The sequence below is a fragment of the Paenibacillus sp. Pae15 genome (assembly GCF_024519685.1).
Classification (GTDB): Bacteria; Bacillota; Bacilli; order Paenibacillales; family NBRC-103111; genus Paenibacillus_G; species Paenibacillus_G naphthalenovorans.
On the sequence record NZ_JALJRM010000026.1, the window covers coordinates 44,237 to 68,798 of the forward strand.

Annotated in this window: 21 protein-coding genes and 1 other annotated feature; of the genes, 4 read left to right on the top strand and 17 right to left on the bottom strand. The window is 51.3% G+C overall.

What is annotated here, in order from left to right; translation table 11 throughout:
• Nucleotides 1-121: 121 nt before the first annotated feature.
• From NR121_RS19215 to NR121_RS19225, 3 genes are all read right to left on the bottom strand, one after another.
• The gene (locus tag NR121_RS19215) at nt 122-1,771 is read right to left on the bottom strand and encodes a tubulin-like doman-containing protein (RefSeq protein WP_137670670.1); all 1,650 of its coding nucleotides are present in this window, start codon (nt 1,769-1,771) and stop codon (nt 122-124) included.
• Between the two features lie 97 nt (nt 1,772-1,868).
• Nucleotides 1,869-2,204: a hypothetical protein gene (locus NR121_RS19220; RefSeq protein ID WP_054817644.1), complete on the bottom strand. Its 336-nt coding sequence runs from the start codon at nt 2,202-2,204 to the stop codon at nt 1,869-1,871.
• Between the two features lie 13 nt (nt 2,205-2,217).
• The gene (locus NR121_RS19225; protein WP_054817643.1) at nt 2,218-3,723 is read right to left on the bottom strand and encodes a tubulin-like doman-containing protein; all 1,506 of its coding nucleotides are present in this window, start codon (nt 3,721-3,723) and stop codon (nt 2,218-2,220) included.
• Between the two features lie 514 nt (nt 3,724-4,237).
• Between NR121_RS19225 and NR121_RS19230 the strand changes: the two genes are divergently transcribed.
• Nucleotides 4,238-7,129, top strand: a complete 2,892-nt coding sequence (locus NR121_RS19230) for a transporter substrate-binding protein (protein WP_137670669.1) — start codon at nt 4,238-4,240, stop codon at nt 7,127-7,129.
• Nucleotides 7,130-7,230: 101 nt separating this feature from the next.
• Here NR121_RS19230 and NR121_RS19235 read toward each other — a convergent pair whose 3' ends face one another.
• The 9 genes from NR121_RS19235 to NR121_RS19275 form a co-directional block, all read right to left on the bottom strand.
• On the bottom strand, nt 7,231-8,523 hold the full coding sequence (locus NR121_RS19235; RefSeq protein ID WP_062406468.1) for a sugar ABC transporter substrate-binding protein: 1,293 nt from the start codon (nt 8,521-8,523) through the stop codon (nt 7,231-7,233).
• A 32-nt stretch (nt 8,524-8,555) separates the two neighbouring features.
• On the bottom strand, nt 8,556-9,368 hold the full coding sequence (locus NR121_RS19240; RefSeq protein WP_062406465.1) for a carbohydrate ABC transporter permease: 813 nt from the start codon (nt 9,366-9,368) through the stop codon (nt 8,556-8,558).
• A 12-nt stretch (nt 9,369-9,380) separates the two neighbouring features.
• On the bottom strand, nt 9,381-10,310 hold the full coding sequence (locus NR121_RS19245) for a carbohydrate ABC transporter permease (protein ID WP_062406462.1): 930 nt from the start codon (nt 10,308-10,310) through the stop codon (nt 9,381-9,383).
• Nucleotides 10,311-10,323: 13 nt separating this feature from the next.
• Nucleotides 10,324-10,869 (bottom strand): 6-phospho-3-hexuloisomerase, encoded by a 546-nt coding sequence (hxlB, locus tag NR121_RS19250; protein ID WP_256831793.1) that lies wholly within the window; start codon nt 10,867-10,869, stop codon nt 10,324-10,326.
• A 6-nt stretch (nt 10,870-10,875) separates the two neighbouring features.
• Entirely contained in the window at nt 10,876-11,508 is a 633-nt protein-coding gene (gene hxlA / locus NR121_RS19255) for a 3-hexulose-6-phosphate synthase (protein WP_054817651.1), read from the bottom strand.
• 35 nt (nt 11,509-11,543) lie between these two features.
• Entirely contained in the window at nt 11,544-12,512 is a 969-nt protein-coding gene (locus NR121_RS19260; RefSeq protein WP_062406457.1) for a sugar kinase, read from the bottom strand.
• 41 nt (nt 12,513-12,553) lie between these two features.
• On the bottom strand, nt 12,554-13,321 hold the full coding sequence (locus NR121_RS19265; RefSeq protein WP_137670666.1) for a sugar phosphate isomerase/epimerase family protein: 768 nt from the start codon (nt 13,319-13,321) through the stop codon (nt 12,554-12,556).
• Between the two features lie 116 nt (nt 13,322-13,437).
• Complete coding sequence (locus tag NR121_RS19270) at nt 13,438-14,517, bottom strand: LacI family DNA-binding transcriptional regulator (RefSeq protein ID WP_062406453.1); 1,080 nt, start codon at nt 14,515-14,517, stop codon at nt 13,438-13,440.
• A gap of 179 nt (nt 14,518-14,696) precedes the next feature.
• Nucleotides 14,697-14,807, bottom strand: a complete 111-nt coding sequence (locus NR121_RS19275) for a sporulation protein YjcZ (protein ID WP_082660603.1) — start codon at nt 14,805-14,807, stop codon at nt 14,697-14,699.
• A 195-nt stretch (nt 14,808-15,002) separates the two neighbouring features.
• On the opposite strand from NR121_RS19275, the gene NR121_RS19280 reads away from it, so the two are divergent.
• The gene (locus tag NR121_RS19280) at nt 15,003-16,952 is read left to right on the top strand and encodes a TOMM precursor leader peptide-binding protein (protein WP_256831794.1); all 1,950 of its coding nucleotides are present in this window, start codon (nt 15,003-15,005) and stop codon (nt 16,950-16,952) included.
• 105 nt (nt 16,953-17,057) lie between these two features.
• On the opposite strand, the gene NR121_RS19285 is transcribed toward NR121_RS19280, so the two are convergent.
• The 3 genes from NR121_RS19285 to NR121_RS19295 all read right to left on the bottom strand — a co-directional run bounded on the left by NR121_RS19285 (nt 17,058) and on the right by NR121_RS19295 (nt 21,367).
• Nucleotides 17,058-19,172: an ABC transporter ATP-binding protein gene (locus NR121_RS19285; protein WP_256831795.1), complete on the bottom strand. Its 2,115-nt coding sequence runs from the start codon at nt 19,170-19,172 to the stop codon at nt 17,058-17,060.
• Nucleotides 19,169-20,977: an ABC transporter ATP-binding protein gene (locus NR121_RS19290; protein WP_062406448.1), complete on the bottom strand. Its 1,809-nt coding sequence runs from the start codon at nt 20,975-20,977 to the stop codon at nt 19,169-19,171. The genes NR121_RS19285 and NR121_RS19290 overlap by 4 nt, the downstream gene beginning before the upstream one ends.
• Before the next feature lie 90 nt (nt 20,978-21,067).
• Entirely contained in the window at nt 21,068-21,367 is a 300-nt protein-coding gene (locus NR121_RS19295) for a hypothetical protein (protein WP_062406447.1), read from the bottom strand.
• Nucleotides 21,368-21,464: 97 nt separating this feature from the next.
• Between NR121_RS19295 and NR121_RS19300 the strand changes: the two genes are divergently transcribed.
• A complete protein-coding gene (locus tag NR121_RS19300; RefSeq protein ID WP_062406445.1) occupies nt 21,465-22,448 on the top strand; it encodes a metal-dependent hydrolase in 984 nt (327 codons plus the stop codon).
• Nucleotides 22,449-22,596: 148 nt separating this feature from the next.
• Here NR121_RS19300 and NR121_RS19305 read toward each other — a convergent pair whose 3' ends face one another.
• Complete coding sequence (locus tag NR121_RS19305; RefSeq protein ID WP_054817650.1) at nt 22,597-22,824, bottom strand: alpha/beta-type small acid-soluble spore protein; 228 nt, start codon at nt 22,822-22,824, stop codon at nt 22,597-22,599.
• A 151-nt stretch (nt 22,825-22,975) separates the two neighbouring features.
• Between NR121_RS19305 and NR121_RS19310 the strand changes: the two genes are divergently transcribed.
• The gene (locus NR121_RS19310) at nt 22,976-23,152 is read left to right on the top strand and encodes a DUF5325 family protein (RefSeq protein ID WP_171005951.1); all 177 of its coding nucleotides are present in this window, start codon (nt 22,976-22,978) and stop codon (nt 23,150-23,152) included.
• 54 nt (nt 23,153-23,206) lie between these two features.
• Here NR121_RS19310 and trpS read toward each other — a convergent pair whose 3' ends face one another.
• Nucleotides 23,207-24,196 carry a tryptophan--tRNA ligase gene (gene trpS, locus NR121_RS19315; RefSeq protein ID WP_256831796.1) on the bottom strand — a complete coding sequence of 330 codons (990 nt, stop codon included), beginning with the start codon at nt 24,194-24,196 and terminating at the stop codon, nt 23,207-23,209.
• Between the two features lie 65 nt (nt 24,197-24,261).
• Nucleotides 24,262-24,546, bottom strand: a binding site (T-box leader).
• Nucleotides 24,547-24,562: the final 16 nt, after the last annotated feature.

Consider the following 24,562-nt stretch of genomic DNA (forward strand, 5'->3'; position numbering starts at 1 on the left):
TGCCTCTATCCGCCGCCACGACGCTTCCCCAAGCGGAATGGAGGATAAGCGCCGGACACGCGGGCGGCATAGGTTAGCCGCCTGCGTATCCAGCCGTTTCGGTTTACATCTCCCTGTGGGGCTAAGGGGTAGGAACCACCGTCTTGGTCATGGCCGCAATGCCCTGCTGCAGAATCTCCCTGCGGGTTGCCGGCGGAAGGACGTCGCCCTGCAATTGATCGTAAGGCACGGCAACCCAACTGTCGTCGCCCCACAGGCGCTCCCCCGCCATATCTTTCATCTGGCTGGATCGCTCCGACAGCAGAACGCCCAAGTCCAGCAGCCACGAGTGATTAAGCAGCTTTTCCTCCCTTGCCGCATTGGCGTACCGCTTGCGGGACTCCCAGAACAGACGCAAGTCTGTCTTCGCAAGACCTGGCAGAAGGATGTCAAGATAGCTGGTCAAGTGATCGAAAAATTCATGATGAAAAGTCCGCAATGTGGCTTCATCCGAGTCGAGGAGGTGCTTGTTCATCGTATCCGCCAGCTTTCGGTCCACGGACTCATTCCATACGTATCGCGGCGCGTGAATATGGACCTCGGCGTAATCCGTCTTGAACCCTTCCACGAGCCCCGACCATTCTTCCGTATGGTCAAGCCAGTCGGATAAGATCTGACGCCACTTGTTAAGCGGCTCACCCGGCAGTACCTGCACCCCGGGATGGGTCAGCTTGGCTAGATTGTAAAGCGTAAAATTCCGGGCCTTCGAACTGACGGTTTCGTGCGGCGCCCCCGTGAATCCGCACGGACGCAGAGCCCTGAATAAAGTCCGCCCCGAGTCGTGAGCGGCAAAGCGTACGAAGGAGTCGGCCAGAAACTTGTTGGTCACCTGCAGCCGCAGCCCTTGCCGCACCGCCGGCACGCCCAAGTCTGTATACCGGCTGATTCGCTGCCAGACGTGCTCCATATTGGCTACGAAGAAGCCTCCGGTGAAAGGGTTGGCGTACAAGTCTCCCCACACTTGCGTGACGCCTTTATTCTTGTCATCGTCAATCATGCAGTCGAGCTCGTTAAGGGTGGCGAATAGGCTCGCACCCCGGTACTTCTCGTCGTCGGCGCTGCACGGCATCACGCCAACGCCAATGACAGGCACACGCCGGCCGAAGTGAACCGTAGAGAGGTGCCGTGCCAAATCTACAGCGATTCCGCTGCCGGTGCCGCCTCCCATGGAAAAGCAGACCAGCACCATCGACGGCAACCGCGTCTGGTCCACACTCTGGACGAAGTCCTTCAGCTCCCGCTTAAGAAGCTGCGGACCATCATAGTAGTTTTTACCGTAAATGGCTTTGGCCAATGCCCTCGGAAAATGCTCGCCGGGCTTAGGAATCTCGATGTTATCCGGAAGCCAGGGTTCGTAGTCGGGATTCCAATCATACCGGAGAAATTCGCGCTTGAGAAATTCAGGATAGCGCGCCAGCGAGCCGAATAATTCCTCTTTGCTTGGTACCTCGAGCGAAACCGTGCGGATACGGGCGCGATCCCGCGGAATGTTGCGCTCCTCCAGGCGTTCCAGAAAGCCTTGGGCATAGTCCCGGGCCCGAACCATGTCCTGCTCGCCGATATCGATGGCCAGCGCCGAAAAACGGGCGCGGGGATCCTCCAGAAGATCCTCGACCTCCCCCTCGCGCAGCATCGCGTCCACAAAACCTACCCCCGTTCGACCGATTCCCACGACGTGTATGCTGTGAGGGGACTGCATACCGGAAGCACTGTGATACATTGAAAAACTCATCGTTTAACCTCTCCTTTCGTTCCTGTGGTACAGCGTTGAGAAACTCATGATTTCGCATCTCCTGTCCATTGGCGAACGGGCGGCAGCTTTCGTTGTCTCAGCACCACGCGCTCCTGGAGGTAAAGCCCGTATCCTCATCGAGAAACCCGAGGTCGTGAAGGATATGGGCAGCGGAGGTCGCACGGTCATCCACGATGTACACCCGGTAATCCTCAACAAACAGGCCCGGATCTCTTGAAATGACGCCTTCCTCGATTAACCTCACGCCTTCCTCCAGGTGGCTGCGCTTCACAGCGGATGTCCACAGGGGGGTTCGAATGTAAATTTGTTCATCGTCCACGCCCGTCACCTGCAGCGTCTTCCTCCCCGCGACGGTGGGAACCTGGGCTCCCTTGCCGTACTTTTGCTTCACCAACGACCAGTTTAGCGGCATGGCAGATACCTCCTTACAAGATGGCCTGGGGCAATTCTTCTCCCCGAATGGCTTCGTAGGGCACGACAATCCAGCAGGCGCAGCCCCAAAGACACTCACCGGCCATGCCTTCAAACCGCAGCGCCGGCTCGCACAGGAGCACCCCCAGGTCCAATAGCCAGGAATGAACCATGAGCTTATCTGTCCATGACAGCTGATCGTAGTCTTTCCGGGCGGCATGGAAGACCTGCAGATCCGTTTTCCTGACCCTCGGAAGCACGTACTGAACGAACGTGCCGCCCTTGCTCTTCGACCGCACCATTTCCGGCGGGTTCACAGGCGCGAAGACTTCGTTTAGCTTTCCGGCGACAGCGGCCAGTTCACTATCCAGATTCGCACCCTCCGGGGCAGCCACCCGCATTTCCAGAAAATCCGCCTTGTAACTATCCTTCAGGCCCAGTTGAGAGGCCGATACCCCTTTTTCCGGATCTCCATATCCAAGCACGTGTATCCAGCGCTCGCCATATTGCGTGCGTGCTGCCGCGTGTTGGGTTGGCGGCGCCCCGATCCAGTTGAGCAGACGGAGCGTTTCCCAGAGGTCGGTACCCTTATTCCGGGTAAGAAAACTGGCGATTTCCCGGTCTACCCGCTGGTGGGTTGCCTGAAGATTCCCGGTGCTTTCCCAAGCCGGCTGCTGCGGCACCATAATAAACCCGGCGGTAAAGGGGTTTCGATACAGGTCGCCCCAAACCTGAATAACCCCTTCGTTCTTATCCTGATCCAGCATGCAATCCAGCTCATTGAGCGCCGGAAAGAGCTGGCTGCCGCGAACTTCTTCGGGATCGCCTTCGCACGGCGCAATGCCTACACCCAGCACGAGGCTGCGGCGTCCGAATCGGACGTTGGACAAATGGCGGGCAAGATCCACTACGATACCGCTGCCTGTACCGCCGCCCAGTCCAAATACAACGCACACGACAGATTTACTGTCGGCGGCCTCCACGCTCTGCGCAAAGAGGTTGAGTTCTTCCAGCAGGGGCCGTGACTCATTGTAATAGCCATGTCCATAAATAGCCTTGGCCAATGCCCGCGGAACGTGCTCTCCGGGCTTGGGCATCTCGATGTCCGCCGGAAGCCAGGGTTCATAGTTGGGATTCCAGTAATACCGTGGATATTCCAGCTTCAGATACTCCCGATAGCGGCGCAGCATGGCAAAAAGTTCGTCCCGGGAGGGAACCTGCAGGGCGCATGTCCGCACCTGCACCTGGTCTTGCGGCAGCTTGCCGGCCAGTTCCCGGATGGGCGCCAGGTTCTCGTCACTTGTGTCGACAGCCAGAGCCGTAAAGCGTACACGACTGTCTTCAAGCAAGTCGTCGACGCCATCATGGAGCATCTCCCCGATGACGTCGGCGCCGGCCTTACCCAGGCCGATGACATGTACGGCTACGGGAGTAGAGTCCTCCTTGGCAATCCGGTGAAAGCCGCGCTTGAGCGCATCGAATCGCCGCTTCTCTACTTGAGAGATTTGTCGTTTTTCCATGGTATCTCCTCCTGAATCTTTCGTTTAAAATTTGAGTTCATCCGATCGAATAAACACCAGCCCCCGCAACCTCCATGCATCACCCCATTTCGAGTTCGTGTTCGGGTTCTGCCGCGTCTACTGGATCATAGTATGGTCCCCCTCCTCCGGCATCGACAATGAAAGACCGGTATTTAGGCTTTCAGTATATTTATATAGCAATTTTCATGCCAAACTTTTTGAAATCCCTTGTTTTCAAATCTTTTTTTGAAAAAAACAAAAAAAGAAATCTTAAAATACGCCATTTTCGAGATAATTTTTATAACATATAACGTTATATATTTATTATTTTTTCTTTTTTACATCCTATAAAAAACAAAAACCTATGTATTGGACAATTTTATGTTATAATAACTGACAAAGTGTTCCGTTGTTGTTCTAAATGATGATACACAGTTAATACAATGAATGGACACTTCCGACTATATCTGCACACTTTAAACCACTTTATATTTTTAAAGGAGCGTGAATAGATATGGACACAAAGGGTAAGGAACTAAAGGTTGGCATTCTATTCTCCCTCACAGGGCCTACGAGCATAACAGAGCGGGGCCAATGCCAGGCCAGTTTGCTGGCGATCAGACAAATCAATGAACAAGGCGGTATTCATGGCAAGCGGCTGGTCCCTATCGTTGAAGATATTGCGTCCGATCCTTACCTTGCAGCGCAAAAAGCGGAAAAATTAATCTTGTCGGACCAAGTCATCGCCATTATCGGATTATATACCTCTGCTTGCCGTAAAATGGTCATTCCCGTTTTGGAAAAATATGATAGACTGCTTTTTTATCCAACCCTATACGAAGGAGCGGAACAACACCGGAACATCTTCTACTGCGGTCCACTTCCCAATCAACAGCTGCTTCACTTCATCCCCTGGATTATCACCCACTTGGGCAAAACGTTTTATTTAATCGGTTCGGATTATATATACCCAAGGGAAACCAACCGGTATATCAGAAACTTGGTCCAAAGCTATGGAGGCACCATATTGGATGAAAAATATGTCGGCTTGGGCGATCAAAAATTCAGTCCGCATATGCAGCAAATCCGCCGGATCAATCCGGATGTCATCTTTTCGACTCTCGTTGGAAACAGTGCAGGCGCTTTTTATCAACAGCACCATCAATACGCTTTAAAACAGCACATTGCCAGCTCCATTACGGCCGAAACCGAAATTACCGCCATCCAGCCTTCCTATACGGTCGGTCTTTTTTCAAGCTTCCCTTACTTTAATACGGTTGAAAACCCGGTCAATCAACAGTTTGTCGCGGAATATCGCCGCACTTACGGTACAGATACGATAAGCTCCGTTATGGAAAACGCCTATAACTCTGTTTTTTTGCTGGCAAAAGCACTGCGCAGCACCCGGACGGTTTCCACCGACGCGATCCGTCGTTCATTATCCGGTCTCGCTCTCGAAGCGCCGCAAGGCCAAATTATAGTCGATGAGAAAAATCAGCATTTATGGTTGAACTCGCGAATAGGCCGGGTCGATGAAAAATGCCGGTTTCAAATTGTGTGGGAATCCGATTCCCCCCTGCCCCCCGTTCCGTTTTTTGAAATAGAGGAAAAGAAAACGAAAACCGTTCCGAACGAGCTGCCCAAGGACATGCTGGAGAAACGGCTAACCCGGAATGAATTTCTTTTGAAAGAGTTAAAAAAGGCTACCCATTTCTATCCTTTTACTTTTGCTTTTTTTGATTCCGAAGGCGTTCTGTTGGATGTATTCCAAAACGGAGCGTCAAAGCATTCGGCAGCCGTTCCGCAGCTGAAAATCGGCAGCAGCAATTGGATACGCCATCCGCTTAACAAATCAGGCATTGGCCTCGCCCTGACTGGACATACGCTGTCTTATGCATGCTCGGATGAGCACGAAATACAGGAACTTCAAGATTGGATTACCACAGGGCTGCCCGTGAAAAGTAAATCAGATTCCAGCCGCATGGGGGTACTCGGTGTCTTTATACATAAAAACAAGGAAAATGCCATCCCTTTCCTGCTTGAGAGCATGTCCCGTTTAGCGGCCTATTGCGCCGAGCTTACCCATAAACACAACGATTACCTTTCCTTATCCACGATTCTGCAGGACATATCCGGTCAGCTTTCCAAAAGCTTGTTCGTACTCAAACAGGGGAAAATCCTGTTCCATAATGCATCGGCACAGGATTTGCTTGCAAGAAAAGGGGATCTTGTGCACATGTCGCTGGCGGAAATCTCATCGGACAACCGGGAAGAGGCCAACTATATCATGAGGACGGAAGACTCCGACAGCTTATTCGAAATCGAAATCACCAAAAGCCTCGATTGTCACTATGTTTATTTTAAGCAGCTGGCCCACCGCACTTCCGCCGGTCGAAAGGATAAAACCAAAATGACGACAAAGGATCTTATCGGTTCCAATGAACATTTTCTTCGAACCGTATCATTGGCCAAATCCGCTTCCAAAACCAACGCGAACGTACTGCTTCTCGGAGAAAGCGGAACCGGCAAAGAGTTGTTTGCACGCGCCATTCATAATGAAAGTTCAAGAAAGGAAAAGCCCTTTGTGGCTATTAACTGCGCCGCCATTCCAAAAGAGCTTATCAACGCCGAGCTATTCGGATATATGGAGGGGGCTTTTACCGGGGCGAAAAAAGGGGGAAATCCCGGCAAATTTGAAGCCGCGAACGGAGGAACTCTATTTCTTGATGAAATAGGAGACATGCCTTTTGAACTTCAGGCTACTCTGCTGCGTGTTCTTCAAGAGAAAGAGGTGATCCGGGTAGGAGGACATAAACCGATTCCGATCGATGTCCGCATTATTGCGGCAACCAATAAAAATTTGAATCAGGAAATTGCCTATAACGGTTCATTCCGTAGTGATTTGTTCTACAGATTGAACGTTTTTACCATCGAGCTTGTCCCTCTGCGCGAACGACTGCAGGATGTCGCCGAACTCTCATCCTATTACATTCATGAACTATCCCTGGATAACGGGGTGCCGGTTAAAGAAATTTCTCCGGAAGCATTAAAGGTGCTTACGCAGTACAAATGGCAGGGTAACATCAGGGAACTGAACAATGTCATGGAGAGAGCCTTCTATTTATCCGACAGATCTGCGTACATTACGGTCGAGCACCTGCCCTCATATATTGTGCATAATCTGCAGAACGAATTTCCTCATCAACCGAATTCGGTAGAAACCTTTCAAAACCTGGAACATATCAAGGAAATCAAGCAAAGAGAAAGAGACCGCGAACGGAATTTTTATATCCAGGCCTTGATCCAAAGAAAAGGAAATATCAGCCGGACCGCCAAAGAGCTGGGCATCTCCCGAACAACCCTTTATCGAAAACTGGATGAAAATAATATCAAATTCGATAAATAATCAAGCTGCGGCTCTGCAAAAAAACACCGTCCTTTACAAAGAGCATCGGGACGGTGCTTACAGGGATTAGATTTCCATTTTATTCATTAAAAGTCACTTAATTACTTCTTATAATAGCCTCTTTGCTCCAATAAATCCTGGATCGATCGGTTCGCTATATCCAATGCCTCTTTCGGCGACTTTTCGCCGGCCAATGCTAAAGAGATGGCTTCAGAGATCGATTCATGAATTCTCGGCCATTCCGGCAGGTTCGGTTCCGTTTTGGCTTTTTCGACGGACTTGATAATGTCCGGGAATTCCGGACGGGCTTTGACCACCTCACTATCCTCCAGGACGCTTTTCACTGCAGGAATGCCTCCGGCAAGAGCATACTTTTTGGCTCCTTCCCCTGTCACCCAGTCCACAAACTTGAAGGCCGCTTCCTTGTTTTTGGAAACCGAATTGATGGCCAGCGTCCAAGTGTGCGTGAACGAAACGCCGCCCGGTACCTCGGCGATGCCGAATTTATCCGAAACCTTGGGCGATTTGGCTGCATCGGCCAACTGCGGGTAAGCGGCATTCCAGTTAATCGCCATTGCCACCTTCTCATTTTGGAATGCGGACAGCACTTCCGGGAATTCATAAGTCGTGATGTCCGGCGGCATCAGCTTGTTCGTACGGAAGTTATTCACCACGTAAGTCAAGGCTTTTACCCCCGCTTCGCTGTTCACGGTCGGCTTCATATCCTGATCAAAGAAGCTGCCGCCCATGGACCAGAAATATTGGTACCAATCTTTCGGCTGGGTTTCCCCGCGCTTGCCTTGGAAGGCGATACCGAATTCCGTCGGAGATTGAGGGTTCTTGCTTTTGGTGAACTTCTCCGCTAATTGTCTATACTCTTCCCATGTGGTTGGTGGCGTAGGAATGAGATCCTTCCGGTAAATCAGGAACATCGTGCTCACGTCAAACGGCATGGCATAAATTTTGTCCCCGTATTTCACGGATTCGGCGGATGCCGGAAGGAAGCGGTCCATCGACGAATTGCTTTTCTTCAAATAATCGTCGAGCGGCTCGAACTGGCCCCCGGCGCCGAATTGTCCAATGTAGTTGTTGAGCATCAGCACCACGTCCATGCCTTCGCCTTGGCCCAGAAGCTGAGTCGACACTTTCTGCAAATAGCCGTCGCGTCCGATTTCCTGAACGGTAACCTTAATCCCGGTTTCCTTCTCGAATTCCGGCGCGATTTGGCTCAGCGCATTGTAATAAATCCCGGAACGGGCCGCTACCGTAATGGCCTCCTGCTTGTTCTCTCCCTGGCCGTTCGCGCCGCCTGCGGATTGCTGTTCCGGCGCCGGTGCGCAGCCAGCGGCACTCAAAACGAGCGCCAGCAAACTTGCTATGGTTCGTTTACGCATGAATAAATTCCCCCTGTTTCATTAATTTTATGTTATTTCACGGCACCCATCGCAAGGCCTGAAACAATATGCCTTTGCACAAGCAGCGTGAAGATAAACATCGGAATCATCAGCATCGTGCCCGTTGCCGTAACCGGTCCCCACAGGATCGCGTCCTGCGTGACAAAGTTGGCGGCCATCACCGGAAGTGTTTTGGCCTTGATCCCGGTTAAGCTTAACGCAAATAAAAACTCGTTCCATGAATTCATCGCCGCGAAAATGGCCGACACCGCTAGCCCCGGCTTAGCCAAGGGAAGCACAATACGGCACATCGCTCCAAATCGGGACATTCCGTCGATCAGGGCGGCTTCCTCCAGGCTCTCAGGCAGCTCCCTCAAGAACCCCCACATTAACCAGGTTACGAACGGCAGGTTAAATGCGATGTACGCCAGCGTTAGTGAATACAAGGAATCGGTCGCGCCGATGCTGCGGAACATAATAAAGAACGGTACGACCAGAACGACCGGCGGAAACATCTTGGTGAAAAATACTGAAAAGCTGATCCACTTCTGCCCCTTGATCCGAAAACGGGCGAGACTATATCCGGTTAAGGTACCAATCAGAAGCGATAATCCGGTAGAGAGCACGGTGACAATCAAAGAGTTCAACAAATAATAGAAAAAGGGCTGCGAACGAAATACATACACATAATTCTCGAACGTCGGCTTAAAAATCCATACGGGAGGAATTTGAAAAGCCTGTGTCGATGTTTTAATCGATGTGAACATCACCCAAAAAATAGGGAACAAAAATAATACCAGCGCAGCGTAGACAAAGCCGTTGATCCATATCTTTTTACCGGGCATTTCGATTTCCCCCTATTTTTCCGAATACAATGCGCGAATGGCAAACCAGCACAATATCCCCACAACGACCGTCAGTACAATGGCCAATGCCGCCGCGTATCCGAAATCAAATTCGACAAACGCTTTCTTATGCAGGATCATGGAGATCGTTTCCGTCGCTGTTCCCGGACCGCCGCCGGTCAGAACGAAAATCTGGTCGAACACTTTGACCGCCCCTGCAATCCTCATCACCAAAGCCACGATAATCACGGATTTCATCAGCGGAAGCGTGACATGAAGCAAGGTTTGCCACTTGCTCGCGCCGTCCATTTCAGCAGCCTCGAACGGCTCGCTCGGAAGCGATTTCAATCCCGCCAGCAGTACAATAAACATAAATGGCGTCCACTGCCAGGTATCTACCAAAATCGTGGCCGGGAGCGCGAACGCGTTGGATGTGAGCAGCGCTATTTTCTCCAGACCCAATACCGTCAGAAAATAATTGAAAATCCCGAAGTTATAATCGAAAATAAACTTCCACATCAAGCCCACGACGACCGGAGTAACCATCATCGGGAAGACAAATAATGTGGTGATGGAACCGTGCCCCCGCCGGATTCGGTTGACGGCCAAAGCCAGCGCGAAGCCGAGCACAAACTGCAGACCCACACCGCCTGCAACAAAGAGAGCCGACAAATACATCGAATGGTAAAAGCCCGCATCGCCAAGCACATGCATAATATGCCTCAAGCCCACAAAAGGAGGATCATGAAGCGTCAGGAAGGTCCAATCGTGAACGCTCAGGTAAACGTTGTATAAAACAGGATAAAGAAAAACAAGCGTCATTAGCAGTAAAGATGGAATCAGCAGAATAAACTGCAGCCGGTCATCGAGCCAGACGAGGATGCTTTTCTTTTTTTGGGTTGACGGTCGATGAGCTGCATGTTCCAATGTTTGCAGGTTCAAATTGATCACTCCTTTATTCCAGATTGCTGTGCCGATGGAAAGCAGAGCTGTGATCCTCGAGCTTCGAAGCAGCATAGCCTAGACAAATCGCATCGAAAACAATATGTGCGCACTGGTCGAATAGCGAACCCAACGGTTGGATGCTGGCACTTTCATTGGCCCTGCGGTATTTGGTTGCCGCCGGGATATGAAGAAGCAAGCTGGCCAGGGCGCCTAACTCCGATGAAGGCTCGGTCGTGACTGCAATCACCGTACAACCCAGTTCCTTGGCTTTCCTCGCTGCCCAAACCACGCTTTGGGTCGTACCGGAGCCGGAAACCGCAACCAGCACATCCTCTCTGCCGATGGAAGGCGTGATGGTCTCCCCGACAACATACACGTCGGCGCCCAAATGCATCAAACGCATGGCAAACGATTTGCCCATCAAACCCGATCTTCCTTCGCCTATAACGAAAATCCGTTTATTTTGAAGAGCGGCGACAATCCGTTCCATCCCGCCCTCTTCCTGGCGCTCCAGGACTGTTCCTATTTCCTCGAGAATGGACCTAATATAACTCATCCAGGTTTACTCCTTTTTCAATTGATAGAATGTCTTTGCCGCTGCCGCCGGATCCTTCGCCTTCGTGATCGCAGAACCGATAATCATCACATGCGGATAGATTCGAGTCAGCGCCTGAGCCATATCAACGGTAATTCCACCGGCGAAGGCCAGCTTTCGCCCTTCCCCAGATAAACTAGGAGGCACATAAAAACCTTCCGTCCCTTGGGTACTTCCCTGCATTTCCTGCTGATCCTTGCTCACGTGAAGGCAAAAGATCGCATCGGAATACATTTGCAAGGCTTCCAGCTGCTCCTCCGATGTGTGAAGCAGGTCAATCATCACCTTCTTTCCCGCTTTGGCAGCCGTATTCATGCAAGCTTCAATCGTGACAAGCGGTGCCGCCCCCATCACAGTAGCTATATCGGCCCCTGCAGAGAAGCACATTTCAAATTCATAAACGGCATTGTCAAATGTTTTCATGTCCGCTACGATGACATGATCGGGATACGCATTCCGCAAAGCTCTCACGCTGTCCATCCCGAATTCCTTAATTAAAGAGGTTCCCACTTCAATCCAATCGATATATGGAGAGACCGGCCTCGTGACAGCGACCGCCTGCTCGATGGTCAACCGGTCCAACGCTAACTGAATCTTCATTTCTGCTGAAAGCCCCCCTTCATCTATGTAGGAATTCAATAACTGCAAGGTTCCATGCCCTTTTGCTCATCCATAAACGCTTCCAATTGAGCTTTGCTCGGTAATCCGTCGGAATCGCCGGGGGACATGACCGCAAGGGCGCCGATGGCGTTAGCCCGGGTTACAGCTTCCTCGATCGTTAAGCCGTCCAGCATGCCGCTGACAAAGCCGACTGCAAAACCGTCGCCCGCTCCTACCGTGTCGACTACCTTCGCCACCTTAAACCCGGGGATACACCCTTCAATTTCCGCAGTCCGGTAGTAGGCGCCCTCCGCGCCAAGCTTTACAACGACCACCTTTACCCCTTGTTCCAGGTAAAAAGCAGCGATATCCTCGGGACTGTCGTATCCGGTAAGTATTTTGCCTTCCGAAATGCCGGGAAGCACCCAATCGGCTTGTACCGCAAACTTGTTAATCTCCCGTACCATCCGATCTTGGCTGCTCCATAGCTTTGGCCGCAAATTCGGGTCAAAGGAAACCGTCCGGTTCGCCGATTTCATCACGGACAGCGCTTTTTCGGCGAAACCGTACATGCTTGACGATAAAGCAGGAGGAATTCCTGTCATATGCAGATGGGCGGCGGACAGAAAACGTTCCGGCAGCAGATAGTCCACTCCTATTGTGCTTGCCGCGGAATGCTTCCGAAAATATTGGACCTGCGGATCGCCCGCCAATACCTTCGATTTCATTTGAAAGCCCGTCGGATGATTGGGATCGCTGCCGATATAGGAAATATCGACTCCTTCTTGCTGCAAAGCGTATTTGATGTATTCCCCGAGCGCATCCTCGCCTACTTTGCTTACCCAGCATACATCGTAACCTAGACGGGCTAACCCGACTGCAACATTCGTTTCCGCCCCTGCCAAACCTCGGGTAAAACGCTTCACTTTGTAGAGCGGTCCGACCTCATCGGCAATAAACATCCCCATGGCTTCTCCGAATGTAATCACATCCAAAGTCTTCATCTGCTTCGTTACTCCCATCTTTCGATATTACAAAGCTTTCATTATACCTGGGCTATAAGCTTGATATAACCTGCCGCGGTTTCCGTTAGGTTATCACCTTCAATAGGGAACTCTATGGCCCGCGGGATATCTTTATCGAACATGAACAGCAGCGCTCTCCAATCCTCGCCCGGGTCCGATGGAAGAGGCACCGTATGAAGCTCTCCCCGTAAGCTCTCCACATGCTTGCAGTGAACATACACCACACTGTCTTTCAGCTTCTCTGCGGCTTCGAACCGATCCGATCGCGTCCAATGCCAATTGCCGATATCAAAGGTCATCCCTACCGGAACATGATGGGAACGGCAGCTTGTAAAAAAGCGGTGAAGGTTTTCTATCGTTCCTCCCCAAGGGGTTTGGTCATTCTCTACTGTAAACTGAATGCCACGATGTCCGAGATCGAATTCCTCCAGTAAGTGTTTCAGTTGGAGGATATCGGATTGCTGCGGGTTGTAATGTCCCAGCGATACTTTGATATATTGAGCGCCGAGAGTAACCCCCTCCTCCAAGATGACCGGCAAGTCAAGGACATTCAACTGGCCGTCACTGTTCCATAGGGGTACCGGTGCCGAATAAACGGTTATGAGCGGGTACTGCCGAAGCATTTCCCTAAGCTCTTGCAAAGGATACGGAGGATTGGCAAAAAACTCCCTGCGAATTTCAATACCGCTTCCGCCCGCCTGGGCGACGACTGGAATAAAATAATGCTGTCCTAGCGACTTTACCTTATCCGCACCGAAAGCGGAGGTTGTTACAATCACTGATGTCATCGGTTTTCCCTTTCTCTGTACATATACGGTATCGGTTTCGGGAACCGGTAAACGGAACCGGTTCCACAAGAGTTCAAAAATAAACTCTCTAAAGTGAGAGAGTCCGCTTCCAAACGTTACTTCGTTTTGGACGGGGTCGATCCCCGGATGATTAATTTACCCGGAAGTTCAATGGTTTCCGCGGGGGATTGATCGCCCATAATCCGCTTAAGCACACGCTCCATGGCATTGACACCGATTTCATAGGTAGGCTGTGCAATGGTTGTAATTCCGGGAGGAATGACCGGAGCCCAGTCCAGATCGTCAAAACAGGCTACTGCAATATCCTCAGGGATCCGGAGCCCCTTCTGCTGCAGGACATTCAGTATTTTCAGCTGCATGACACCGTTTACCGCAAACAATAATCGGAATTGGCCCTGGGAGCTTGACAGATAGGCCTCAAGCTTTTGCTCCAATTGTCCATTCTCCCTGAAATCAACGACATAAACATCCGTGATGCTGGGATGGTTCGCTTGTGCAAGAAACTGGTGAAAGGTGTTGGAGCGCTCGTTGCGTGAACTCACCTTCTCAACCGGCTGTGTAAAGAACGCTATTCTTTCATATCCTTGCTGCAGGAAAAAACGCATGGCTTCCGTGGTGGCTTGAACATTATTCGTAACGACCGTATCAAAGCCGAGCTCCGGCATTTTACGGTCAACCAGTACGACCGGCGTTTGTTCCTCAGCCAGTTCGTGCAAGTACTCATTATTGTGGCCGGTTGAATTGATGATCAGACCGTCAATCCGATGGGCTTGAAGCATCATGATGTATTCCTTTTCCTTCACCGGGTCATTATCTGTATTGCACACCATCAGGCTGTATCCATGCTTCGTGCAAACATCCTCCACGCCGCGTAATATCGAAGTCGAAAAAGGGTTGGTGATATCGGCGACAATCATCCCGATGGAGAAGCTGCGATCCCGTTTTAGCCCGCGCGCCATCCGGTTTGGTCTGTATTTCAGATCGGCAATCGTTTGTTCAATTCTTTTGCGGGTTTGTTCCGATATCGAATCGAATTGCCCGCTTAAATATCGCGATATGGTCGTCTTGGATACGCCCGCCTCACGTGCCACATCACCGATTGTCGACCGGTGGGATTGTTGTTTAGACGGTTTAGAAAGGCTCTTCACTGAGTTCACCAACTTTACGATAGCCATGATGTAACCGGTTTACGGAACCGGTTACATTTCCTATCTTATTTTCTTTCCGTTTATTTGTCAACCCATATTTTTGACTCCCGTTGCTATAATAGAAAAAGCCCCCTATGTTAAGGGAGCTTTTGTTGGGTACCGAGTTTGTGATGCATATTGTATCAGCGGCAAACTGTTTTTAGAAGTTAGATGATAAAGCCTCTGGAAACAATGACCAGGAGAATGAAAAGAACAAGAATCACTCCAATACCAATACCAAAACCTCCGCAACTAAAACCACCACCAACAAAACTCATGGATCAGCACCTCCTTGCTCTAATATCACTACATCAACAAGTTATGAACGGATAACAAAATATGATTGGACATATGAACTATTTTTTTAAAACAAGAACAAGTCCGCCCTAAAAGTTCATATAGTGGATTAACCCGAATGCCTGCCTTTGACCTTTGATCAGCATAGGCACACTACTTTTGGAGGATGTGTTCAAATGAAAGCTGTTATAGCCATCATCGGAGAAGGCCGGTTGGCTGCCCTCGTGACCGACGAATTGTCGGAGCACTGCAAAATCGTTCATCAGGCCGATTTGAACAGAGGAGTGCCAAGAGCAGCTGAACTCGTTCTGGTGATCCGGGATGACTGGCATACCTTCGATGATCACCAGTCGGAAGAGATCCTGCAGCAGGCCGGGATACCTTGCCTCTACGGTTCCGTTTCGTTGGATGAGGGGGTAGTTGGACCGTTTGTTTATCCGGGCAGACCGGGGTGCTCCGTGTGTGCGCAGACCCGTCGTTATATGGCGGGAAACGGCGAATCCAACGCAATGACAAATTTATTCAATAGGCCGCCGCTGTCCGGGGAGATCCCCCGCAAAACAAGAAGTTCCCCTGCAGGATTGCTTCATACGGCCCGCCTGTTTGTTTTAGAAACGATGAGAATACTGCAGAGAAGCCAAGCTTATACAAAAGAACATATGTATATCATTAACCTTGAGACGCTAAAGAGCTCGCGGCATTTCTTTCTGCCTGACCCGTTGTGCCCCGTATGCGGCCGGTTGCCTGACGATTCATCCGCTGCAGCCCGAATTTCACTGCAGCCCCGACCCAAGATAAGAGACGGAAGTTATCGCTGCCATCCGATAGAGGTGCTGAAAGATGTTCTGGACAAAGACTATCTGGACTCCAGAACAGGGCTATTGAATGCAAAAATGCATGATCTCATCTCGCCCTTTGCTTCTGTAACTGTGAATTTGCCGACGTTCACTACGAGAGACGAGGTCGCTGGGGGACGGAGCCACTCTTATGCGAAAAGTGAATGGACCGCCATTCTGGAGGGGTTGGAGCGCCGGTGCGGATTGGCCCCCCACGGTAAACAAACCGTAATCTGCGACAGCTTTAACCGTCTTGCCGATCAAGCCGTCGATCCCGCCAAGGTGGGCTTATACACCCGGGAACAATACGCTCGGCCCGATTTCCCTTTCGAGCCTTTTGACCCTGACAGCTCGATGAATTGGGTATGGGGTTATTCGTTTTTGCACGAGCGGCCCATTCTTGTTCCGGAGTCTCTAGCCTATTATAGCCCGATCTACGGCGGCAGTTTTGTGCAAGAAGGTTCCAACGGATGCGCTTTAGGGGGAAGCATAGAGGAAGCCATTTTCTACGGAATGCTGGAAGTGGTTGAACGGGACTCTTTCCTGATGACCTGGTATGCCAGGCTGGCTGTCCCCCGCCTTGACCCCTATTCCGCGAATGACCAAGAACTGCAGATGATGATCCAAAGGATACAGGCTGTCGCAGGATATGATATTCACTTATTTAACATCACGATGGAGAATGGAATTCCAAGCATTTGGGCATTGGCGAAAACCGGGGATCCGGAGAAGATGAATATCATCTGTGCGGCCAGTGCTCATATAGATCCGATACGGGCGGCAAAAAGTGCGGTTCACGAATTGGCCGGCCTGATGTGCATTCTTCAGAAAACATTTAATGCACGTCGGGAGGAATGCTTGAACATGTTCCTTGATTCCTATCGAGTGCAGCAAATGGAGGACCATGTCATGCTGTACAGTTTGCCTCAGGCGGAAGAACGGCTGCACTTCTTGTTAGATACCCATCGTCCGCTGCGTACATTTGATGAGGAATTTAAGCGAAAGGACAGTCCCCCGGATCTGACCGATGATCTAAAGGGCTTGATTCACGTGTTTCGCCGGCTGAACCTCGATGTGATTGTAGTAGACCAGTCATCCCCGGAAACCGTGCGAAACGGACTGTACTGCGTCAAAGTGCTGATTCCGGGCATGCTGCCGATGACGTTCGGACATCACCTTACCCGCTTGTCAGGGCTGGAAAGAGTGCTTAGGGTGCCTATGGAACTCGGGTATGCGAAGCAACCGCTAACGCCTGAACAGCTTAATCCGTATCCGCATCCTTTTGTATAAGTCGCTGCCTGAACGAGCTGTCCTTCTTACAAACCGATAGCGTCTTACTAACTTCGATAGGCTGAATGTATTCACGCCATCATTCCTTTATAAGCTTTAAATCCCCTACCTTGCCTTCGGCATCGGCTTTTGTTCCTTGTACTGCAGCTCGTACAGCCGATAATAGTAGCCGCGCTGGGCAAGCAGCTGGTAATGATTGCCGATCTCGCGGACCTTGCCCTTATGCATGACAATAATCTGATCGGCGTGCTGGATCGTGGACAACCGGTGGGCAACGATCAGCGTGGTTCGGCCGGCCGAGATATTGTGCAGCGCATCCTGGACGACCAGCTCCGTCTCCGTATCGATATTGGAGGTGGCCTCGTCAAGAATAAGGATCTGCGGACGGAACGCAATGGCGCGGGCGAAAGACAGCAGCTGGCGCTGACCGAGCGACAGGTTGATTCCGCGCTCTCCCAGCATGGTCTTGTAGCCTGACGGAAGAGCACGGATGTAATCGTCCATATGCACCATGCGGGCCGCCTCGACCACCTGCTCATCGGTAATGTCTTCCTGGTTCAAGCGAATGTTCGAAGCAATATCGCCCGTAAACAGAAAAACATCCTGCTGCACGATGCTGATCGCCCTCCGCAGATCGTCCAAGGGAAGCTCTCGGATATCGATGCCGTCCAGCTTGATGCTGCCCTTCTGTATATCATAAAACCGGTTGATCAGCTGGATGATCGAGCTCTTGCCCGCTCCGGTAGCGCCAACGAACGCGACGGTCTGTCCCGGTTCAATCGTAAAGCTGACATCCTTCAGCACCCATTCGCCTTCATTATAAGCGAACCAAACATGCTCGAACGCGATTTCGCCGCGAATCTTCTGCGGAAGCTTCTTCGGCTGTGCGCTATCCACAATCGCGGGTTTCTCATCCAGCATATCGAAAATCCGCTCCGCCCCGACCATCGCCGTCTGGATTTGGTTATATTTTTCCGCGAGGCTCATGAGCGGCTGGAAAAACTGCCTTACATAATGGGTAAACGCATATACAATCCCGAAGGTAATCTCTCCGTCGATCACGCTCGCACCGCCATACCACAGCAGCAGCGCAATGGCCAGGTTGCCGAGCAAGCCGATGGCCGGCTGGAAAATCGAGTTGATTACCGTTCCTCGCATCCCCGCTTGGTAATGCTCCGTATTATGCTGGTCGAACTGCTGCCCCTGCCGTTCTTCACGAATGAACAGCTGCGTGATCCGAATGCCGGACAAATTTTCGGCCAGAAACGAGTTCAACCGGGACAAGAGGGCCCTCGTCCGCCGCTGTGCATCCCTGATCACGGAACGATACCAGAAGGTCAGCACGGCGAGAAACGGCAGCACCGTGAAGGACAGTAGCGCCAATTCCACGCTGAGCTGCAGCATAACAACGACAATTCCGATAAGCACGATGACGTCCTTGATCAGATTGACGACCACCTGGGAGTATAATTGGTTGAGCGACTCGGTGTCCTGCGTCACACGCACCACCAGCCGGCCTACCGGGTTCCGGTCAAAATAAGACATCGACATCCGGCTTAAATGATGAAATAGCTGCTCCCGGATATTAAAAATAATCGTTTGGCCGATATACTGCAGCAGGTTGCTTTGAAGATAACTCAGCAGCGCGGCACCAACGACCGCAGTAAGAAATACGGCCCCCAAGAGAAAGAAGCCGGTATAATCCTGGCTGCGGAACGTTTCCATTGCCGTTGAATCCAACGGCTCGGCACTCAGGGTCGCGCTTGCCGCCCGAATCGCAGGCCTGTCGCCCTCCTCCGTTATCGCGGCCTGCTCCTGCCCTTCCCGGAGCCAGCCGGCAACCAGCCAATCCTTGCCCTCGATGCGGACGATTTGAGCTTTCTCCGTACCCGGAGGCATAGCAGCCGCGGCGGCTTCCGCTTCTTCAGGCTCCAGACGCACATAGGCTTTTCCGTTCCATTCCGTCACGCTGCCGTATGCTTCGAAGAGCTCCGACCGGGAAGCTTCTGCCGACAGCATCGGTTTATGTAACCCGTTGATGTGTCCGTCAATGGCCACTTTAATGAGATAAGGCCGCGCAAGGTCGGCGACCACAATTAAAAAAGACAGGAAAATACAAAACAGCACCATTCGCCAATACGGCTTGGCATAAGAGAGCAGCCGGACCAGCAGCTGTCTGTCTTTAAATGTTTTGACGTCTTTCTCTACATGAATATTCATGCACCCGTACCTCCCTGAAGCAAAACAGAGGAGCCTTGCCGCCGGGTCTTCACGTCCTGGCGTTCGGCTTCCTGATCCAGGAGCTGTTTATGATACATATCCGCATAGATGCCGTTTAAGGCTAAGAGCTGCTCATGATTGCCTTGCTCGACGATCCGGCCCTCATCCATGACGATAATCCGGTCAGCGTGCTGCACCGAGGAGATCCGGTGACCGATAATAATGGTTGTCCGTTGGTTCATAACGGATTTCAGCCCTTCGAGAATCCGATCCTCCGTAATCGTATCTACAGCAGACAGGCTGTCGTCGAAGATGAGCACCGACGGCTTCTTGATGACCGCCCTGGCGATGCTGACGCGCTGCCGCTGTCCGCCGGACAGCGAAATTCCCCGCTCCCCGAGAGGCGTATCGAACTGATGGGGAAACTCAACGATATTATCATACACCTGTGCGATTTTGGCCGCTTCCGCCACCTGCTCGTCACTGTACGGCTTGGGGTCAAAACCGATATTGTCGCGGATCGTAGAAGAGAACAGGAACTGGTCCTGCGGGACGATGCCAATCTGGCCGCGCAGCGTTTTCAGCGGTATTTCATGGATGTCATGACCGTCGATAAACACCGTGCCCCTGGGCGGATTGTAGAGCCTTACGAGCAGATGCACGAGCGTGCTCTTGCCGCTGCCTACCCTTCCGACGATCGCAAGACTGGAGCCTTTGGGTATCGTCAAGGATATATCCCTCAACGCGGGACGTTTGGCTTCCGGATAGGCGAAGGTCAGATTACGGATCTCAATGTCCCCGTGAATCCGGTCAATCTCCGGTTTGGCGATGACATCATCCACAATATCCGGCTGAGTATTGAAGATTTCGAGCAGCCGAAGCTCGGACGCTTTGCCGCGCTGCAGCAAATTGACCACCTTGCCCAGGTTCTCGATAGGTCCCATGAGCAGCGACAGGTAGGTATTGAAAGCTACGAATTCACCTAGCGTGATGACATCTTTGAGCACCATGATGCCTCCGACGACGACGGAGACCAGAAAGCTGAAGCCTACAATGCCGGCGCTAAGCGCCCCGAACAGCGAATTCGAACGGACGAACCTCCGGTTCATATTGACCGCATGCTGGTTGTCTTGGGCAAAAAGCTTTCTCACCGCCTGCTCCTGTACAAATGCCTTAATCACCCGAATACCGGCCGTAAATTCCTGTACACGGCTGGTTAAATCGGAGATGGCCGCCTGCATGTCGGCCGATTGCTGCATGATTTGTTTATTGAAACGGTACGCAAGCAAGCTGAGCAGCGGCAATGGGAGCATCGTAAGCAAAGTCAGCCACGGATTAACGAAGCTCACCATGGCCGTAACCGATACGACGATCAGGAAAAGGGCCTCCATGACGTTATAGTACCCCTGCATCGTCACCTCTCGAATGACACCCACATCACTGATGGCGTGGGACATCAGGTCCCCGATCCGGCGATTGTTGAAATATTGGGCCGACAGCTTTTCCCAATGCGCAAACAACTCTCCGCGCACACGCATCTCCAGCTGACGGGATAAACGAAACATGTAAATGCGGGACGCCGAACGGAAGAATGCGATACCTAGACCTGCTGAAGCCATCCATACCGCAAAGTTGACGGCCTGCCCGTAAGTTAGTCCCCCGATTTGCAGGCTATCGGTAAAGCGGCCGAGCAGCCATGGAATAATCAGTTGAAGCATGGATGATATGGACAATAATGCAAACCCTATGACATAAGGCCAACGATTGGCCTTAATGTGATCCCAAAAAATATTTTTCCTCTCCATCGGTATCCTCCGGCGGTATGATCATATCTATAGTAAGGTTACCGTGATCGTGATAAAGAAACCATGGATTTCTTTACTACAAACAATGGACTATTCTACTTTTTTAAAATGCCATATATGCAGTTTGGCTCTTCCTCCCTTAATCCAATGATCAAGAGGCTTCCAGAGATTCGAATCATCCTCTGCAGCTTCAGCGCCGGCTCTCGCCTGCTTCATCGAATGGTACTCCTCCTCGCTGAGCCCGTTCCAAATCTCCACAAACAGGTTCGGCTGGTCGGTCCCTTCATAGAGCTCCAACTGCTGATACTGCCGCCTGATTCCATCCGACCACTCAAGATATTTGTTCCTGCAAGCCTCTTCAATCCGGTATTCAACAAAAACGATGCACATTTTTTCACCTGCTTTGCTTTATTTTGTTGAAGAAAATGATACACTAATATTGGTCGGCTGCAATAAACTAATGAAAAAAAGTGTTTGGAGGTTAGACATGGACACCGGAACCCATCTAGTGGTTGGACTTGGACTGGCAGGCCTCGCCTATGTCGACCCCGTCGTTGCCGCCAACCCGTCCGTTGCCACGGCAGTATTAATCGGAACGGTGGCAGGCTCGCAAGCCCCCGATTTAGACACACTTCTGCGGTTCAAAGGGAATGCCGTGTATATCAAGAATCATCGGGGGTTGTCACACTCGATTCCTGCGCTTTTTATATGGACAGCGCTCATTTCCGGCTTGCTGTGGCTTTTTTTTGACGGCTTGCCCATGGCTCATGTCACGATGTGGGTATTCATCGCCGTTGCCTTTCACGTATTTACGGATTTGTTCAATACCTACGGTACGCAGGCGCTGAGGCCGTTCTCGGACCGCTGGGTGTCATGGAATATTATCCATATTTTCGATCCCGTTATTTTCCTGTCCCACATACTGGCGATATTTTTATGGGCTCTCCAGCTAGCAAGGCCGGAGGTTCTCTTTCCGTTATTGTATGTATTTATTGCCGTCTATTATATATGGAGGTCCTGGGTTCACCACGACCTGGAATCACGGCTTTACAAAAAAGATGCGTCTTACAAGCCCGGCGACCGTTACACGCTGATTCCGACGGTTCATCTGCACCATTGGCAAATCATTAAGCAGGGATCGGATGGCTGGTTCACCCTAGGCGAGTACAAAAATGGTATCATTAAATGGATTGACCGGGTAACCTGTGATAACCATCCCGCCGTCGATGCCTCCAAAAGTCATCCGAATATTGCGTCGTTCCTGTATTTTACCTCTTTCGCCTGCGCGGAAGTCAAAGAGCATCCGTGGGGGTATGAGGTCCGTTGGATGGATGTGAGATACCGGCACCGCAAGCAGTATCCTTTTGTTGCCGTTCTGATGATGGATACCAAGTTCAGGACGCTGGATTCCTATGTCGGCTGGGTCAGCGAATCCCGGCTGGAGAAAAAACTGCGTGTGGACTTGTATTAGGCGTAGGCGTAATATGGAGATGGTGATTCAGATGCTTATTGCGGGGCTTTGGAGGGATTTCCAGCGGAATCGTCGAATTCTTTTTTGATCCACGATAAAAAAGCTCAAGGATTTCTCCTTGAGCTTATATTGATGAAGCTTCTCACTATTAGCGAGCTTGGCCGCCAGCAATGGCTTGCTCGGCGATTTGCACCAGGCGGCGAGTGATGTGGCCACCGATTGCGCCGGTGTCGCGAGTTGCCATATAACCGTAGTAACCGTCTTGAGGAATTTGGATGCCTAATTCTTGGGCTACCTCATACTTTAATTGATCCAATGCCTGAGAAGCTTGTGGCACTACCAAAGCGTTGCTGCTGCGGGATTGTCCTGCGCCCATGTTCAGCACTCCTTTCAATTGAATGATTTCTTTGATGTAATTTTGCAAGCTTGCAAGCTTATTATGTGTTACAGCTTTAGAACTATACGCATCTTTTGAAAAAAACTTTTTAAGTTTCAAATGTTGTTGCGAAAGGCAGGTGTTATGCGTTATGAGTAAAGGGCTCGCATTGTTTTTTGCAATCGTCGGGACGGCCCTGCTGGCGGCCATCAGCTACTTTATGTCGGCGGGAAGACCCTGGATGGCGGTTCTTTTTGCGTTCATTTCATTAGCGTTTATCGGCTCGGGATTTGTAGTAAAAGCAAAGCAGAGAAAATCAAAAGAATAGGAGCCTGCCGGCGGACAAAAACCGTCGTCCGGACAGACTCCTTTATCCAAAAAACTACAGCACCACAAATCCCATTTTTTTTTTGACCTGACGAAGTACCCGGTTTGCTTGCACTTCGGCCTTCTCCTTGCCTTGACGCAAGACCTCATACAGCTCGCCGGATCCTCTGATTTCGGCGTACCGCCGCTGAATCGGCTCAAGCACCGCGACAACGGCTTCGGCTAAATCTTTTTTGAACGGCCCGTAGCCTTGTCCCTCGTACTGCGCTTCGATTTCACTGATCGATTTGCCAGCGCACTGCGAATAAATGCTGATCAGGTTGCTTACTTCCGGCTTGTTTTGCGGGTCGAATTTTACCTCGCGCCCTGAGTCGGTGACGGCACGGCTGATTTTTTTGCGGATCACATCAGGAGCGTCCAGCATGGCGATATAGCTGCCTGCATTCGGATTGCTCTTGCTCATCTTCCTGGAAGCATCGTCAAGTGACATAATGCGCGCTCCCACCTCCGGAATGTAAGGCTTGGGTATGGTGAACGTCTCCCCATAGCGGCCGTTAAATCGTTGGGCCAGATCACGGGTTAGCTCCAAGTGCTGCTTTTGATCGTCACCTACCGGCACCAGATCCGCGTTGTACAGCAAAATATCGGCGGCCATCAGCGACGGATACGTGAACAAGCCCGCGCCCACGGATTCCTTGCCCGCAGATTTGTCTTTGAACTGCGTCATGCGCTCCAGTTCGCCCATATACGTGAGCGTCGTCATCAGCCATCCGAGCTCGGCATGAGCGGTCACCGTCGACTGAAGAAATACCGTCGCCTGCTTAGGATCGATCCCTGCCGCCAAATAAAGCGCCGCGACCGCCTCCGTCTGCTCCTTGAGCGCGGCCGGGTCCTGCGGTACCGTTACGGCATGCAAATCCACCACCATAAAATAACATTCGTGCGAATGCTGAAGCTTGACATAGTTTTGAAGCGCACCGATATAATTCCCCAGCGTCAGCTGGCCGCTCGGCTGCATCCCTGAAAGTACTCTTAGTTTGGACATGTTTCGTTTGCCTCCCTTTCATTATGCGACCTCATTCCATTGACAATACAAAAAGGCCTTCCGCCGCAAGGGACGAAAGACCGTGGTGCCACCCTAATTCGCTCGACCAGCCATCCGGTATAATAACGCAGGCATAGGACGAGCCTTGATCTCCTGTAACGGGGAGAAGCCGGAACGGCATACAGGTGTACCGGATGCATAGCCATGACTGCCCCGACAGGGGTTCTCCAGCGCACGTTCAACCGTCAGCTCAAGGATCCATTCGTACGGCCGCCGCCCGCCGGTTCACACCTCCCACCGGCTCTCTGGAGGGCTTGACTCCGTCTACTTGTTCCCGTCATCGCTTATTAGAGGTCATTGTACCTA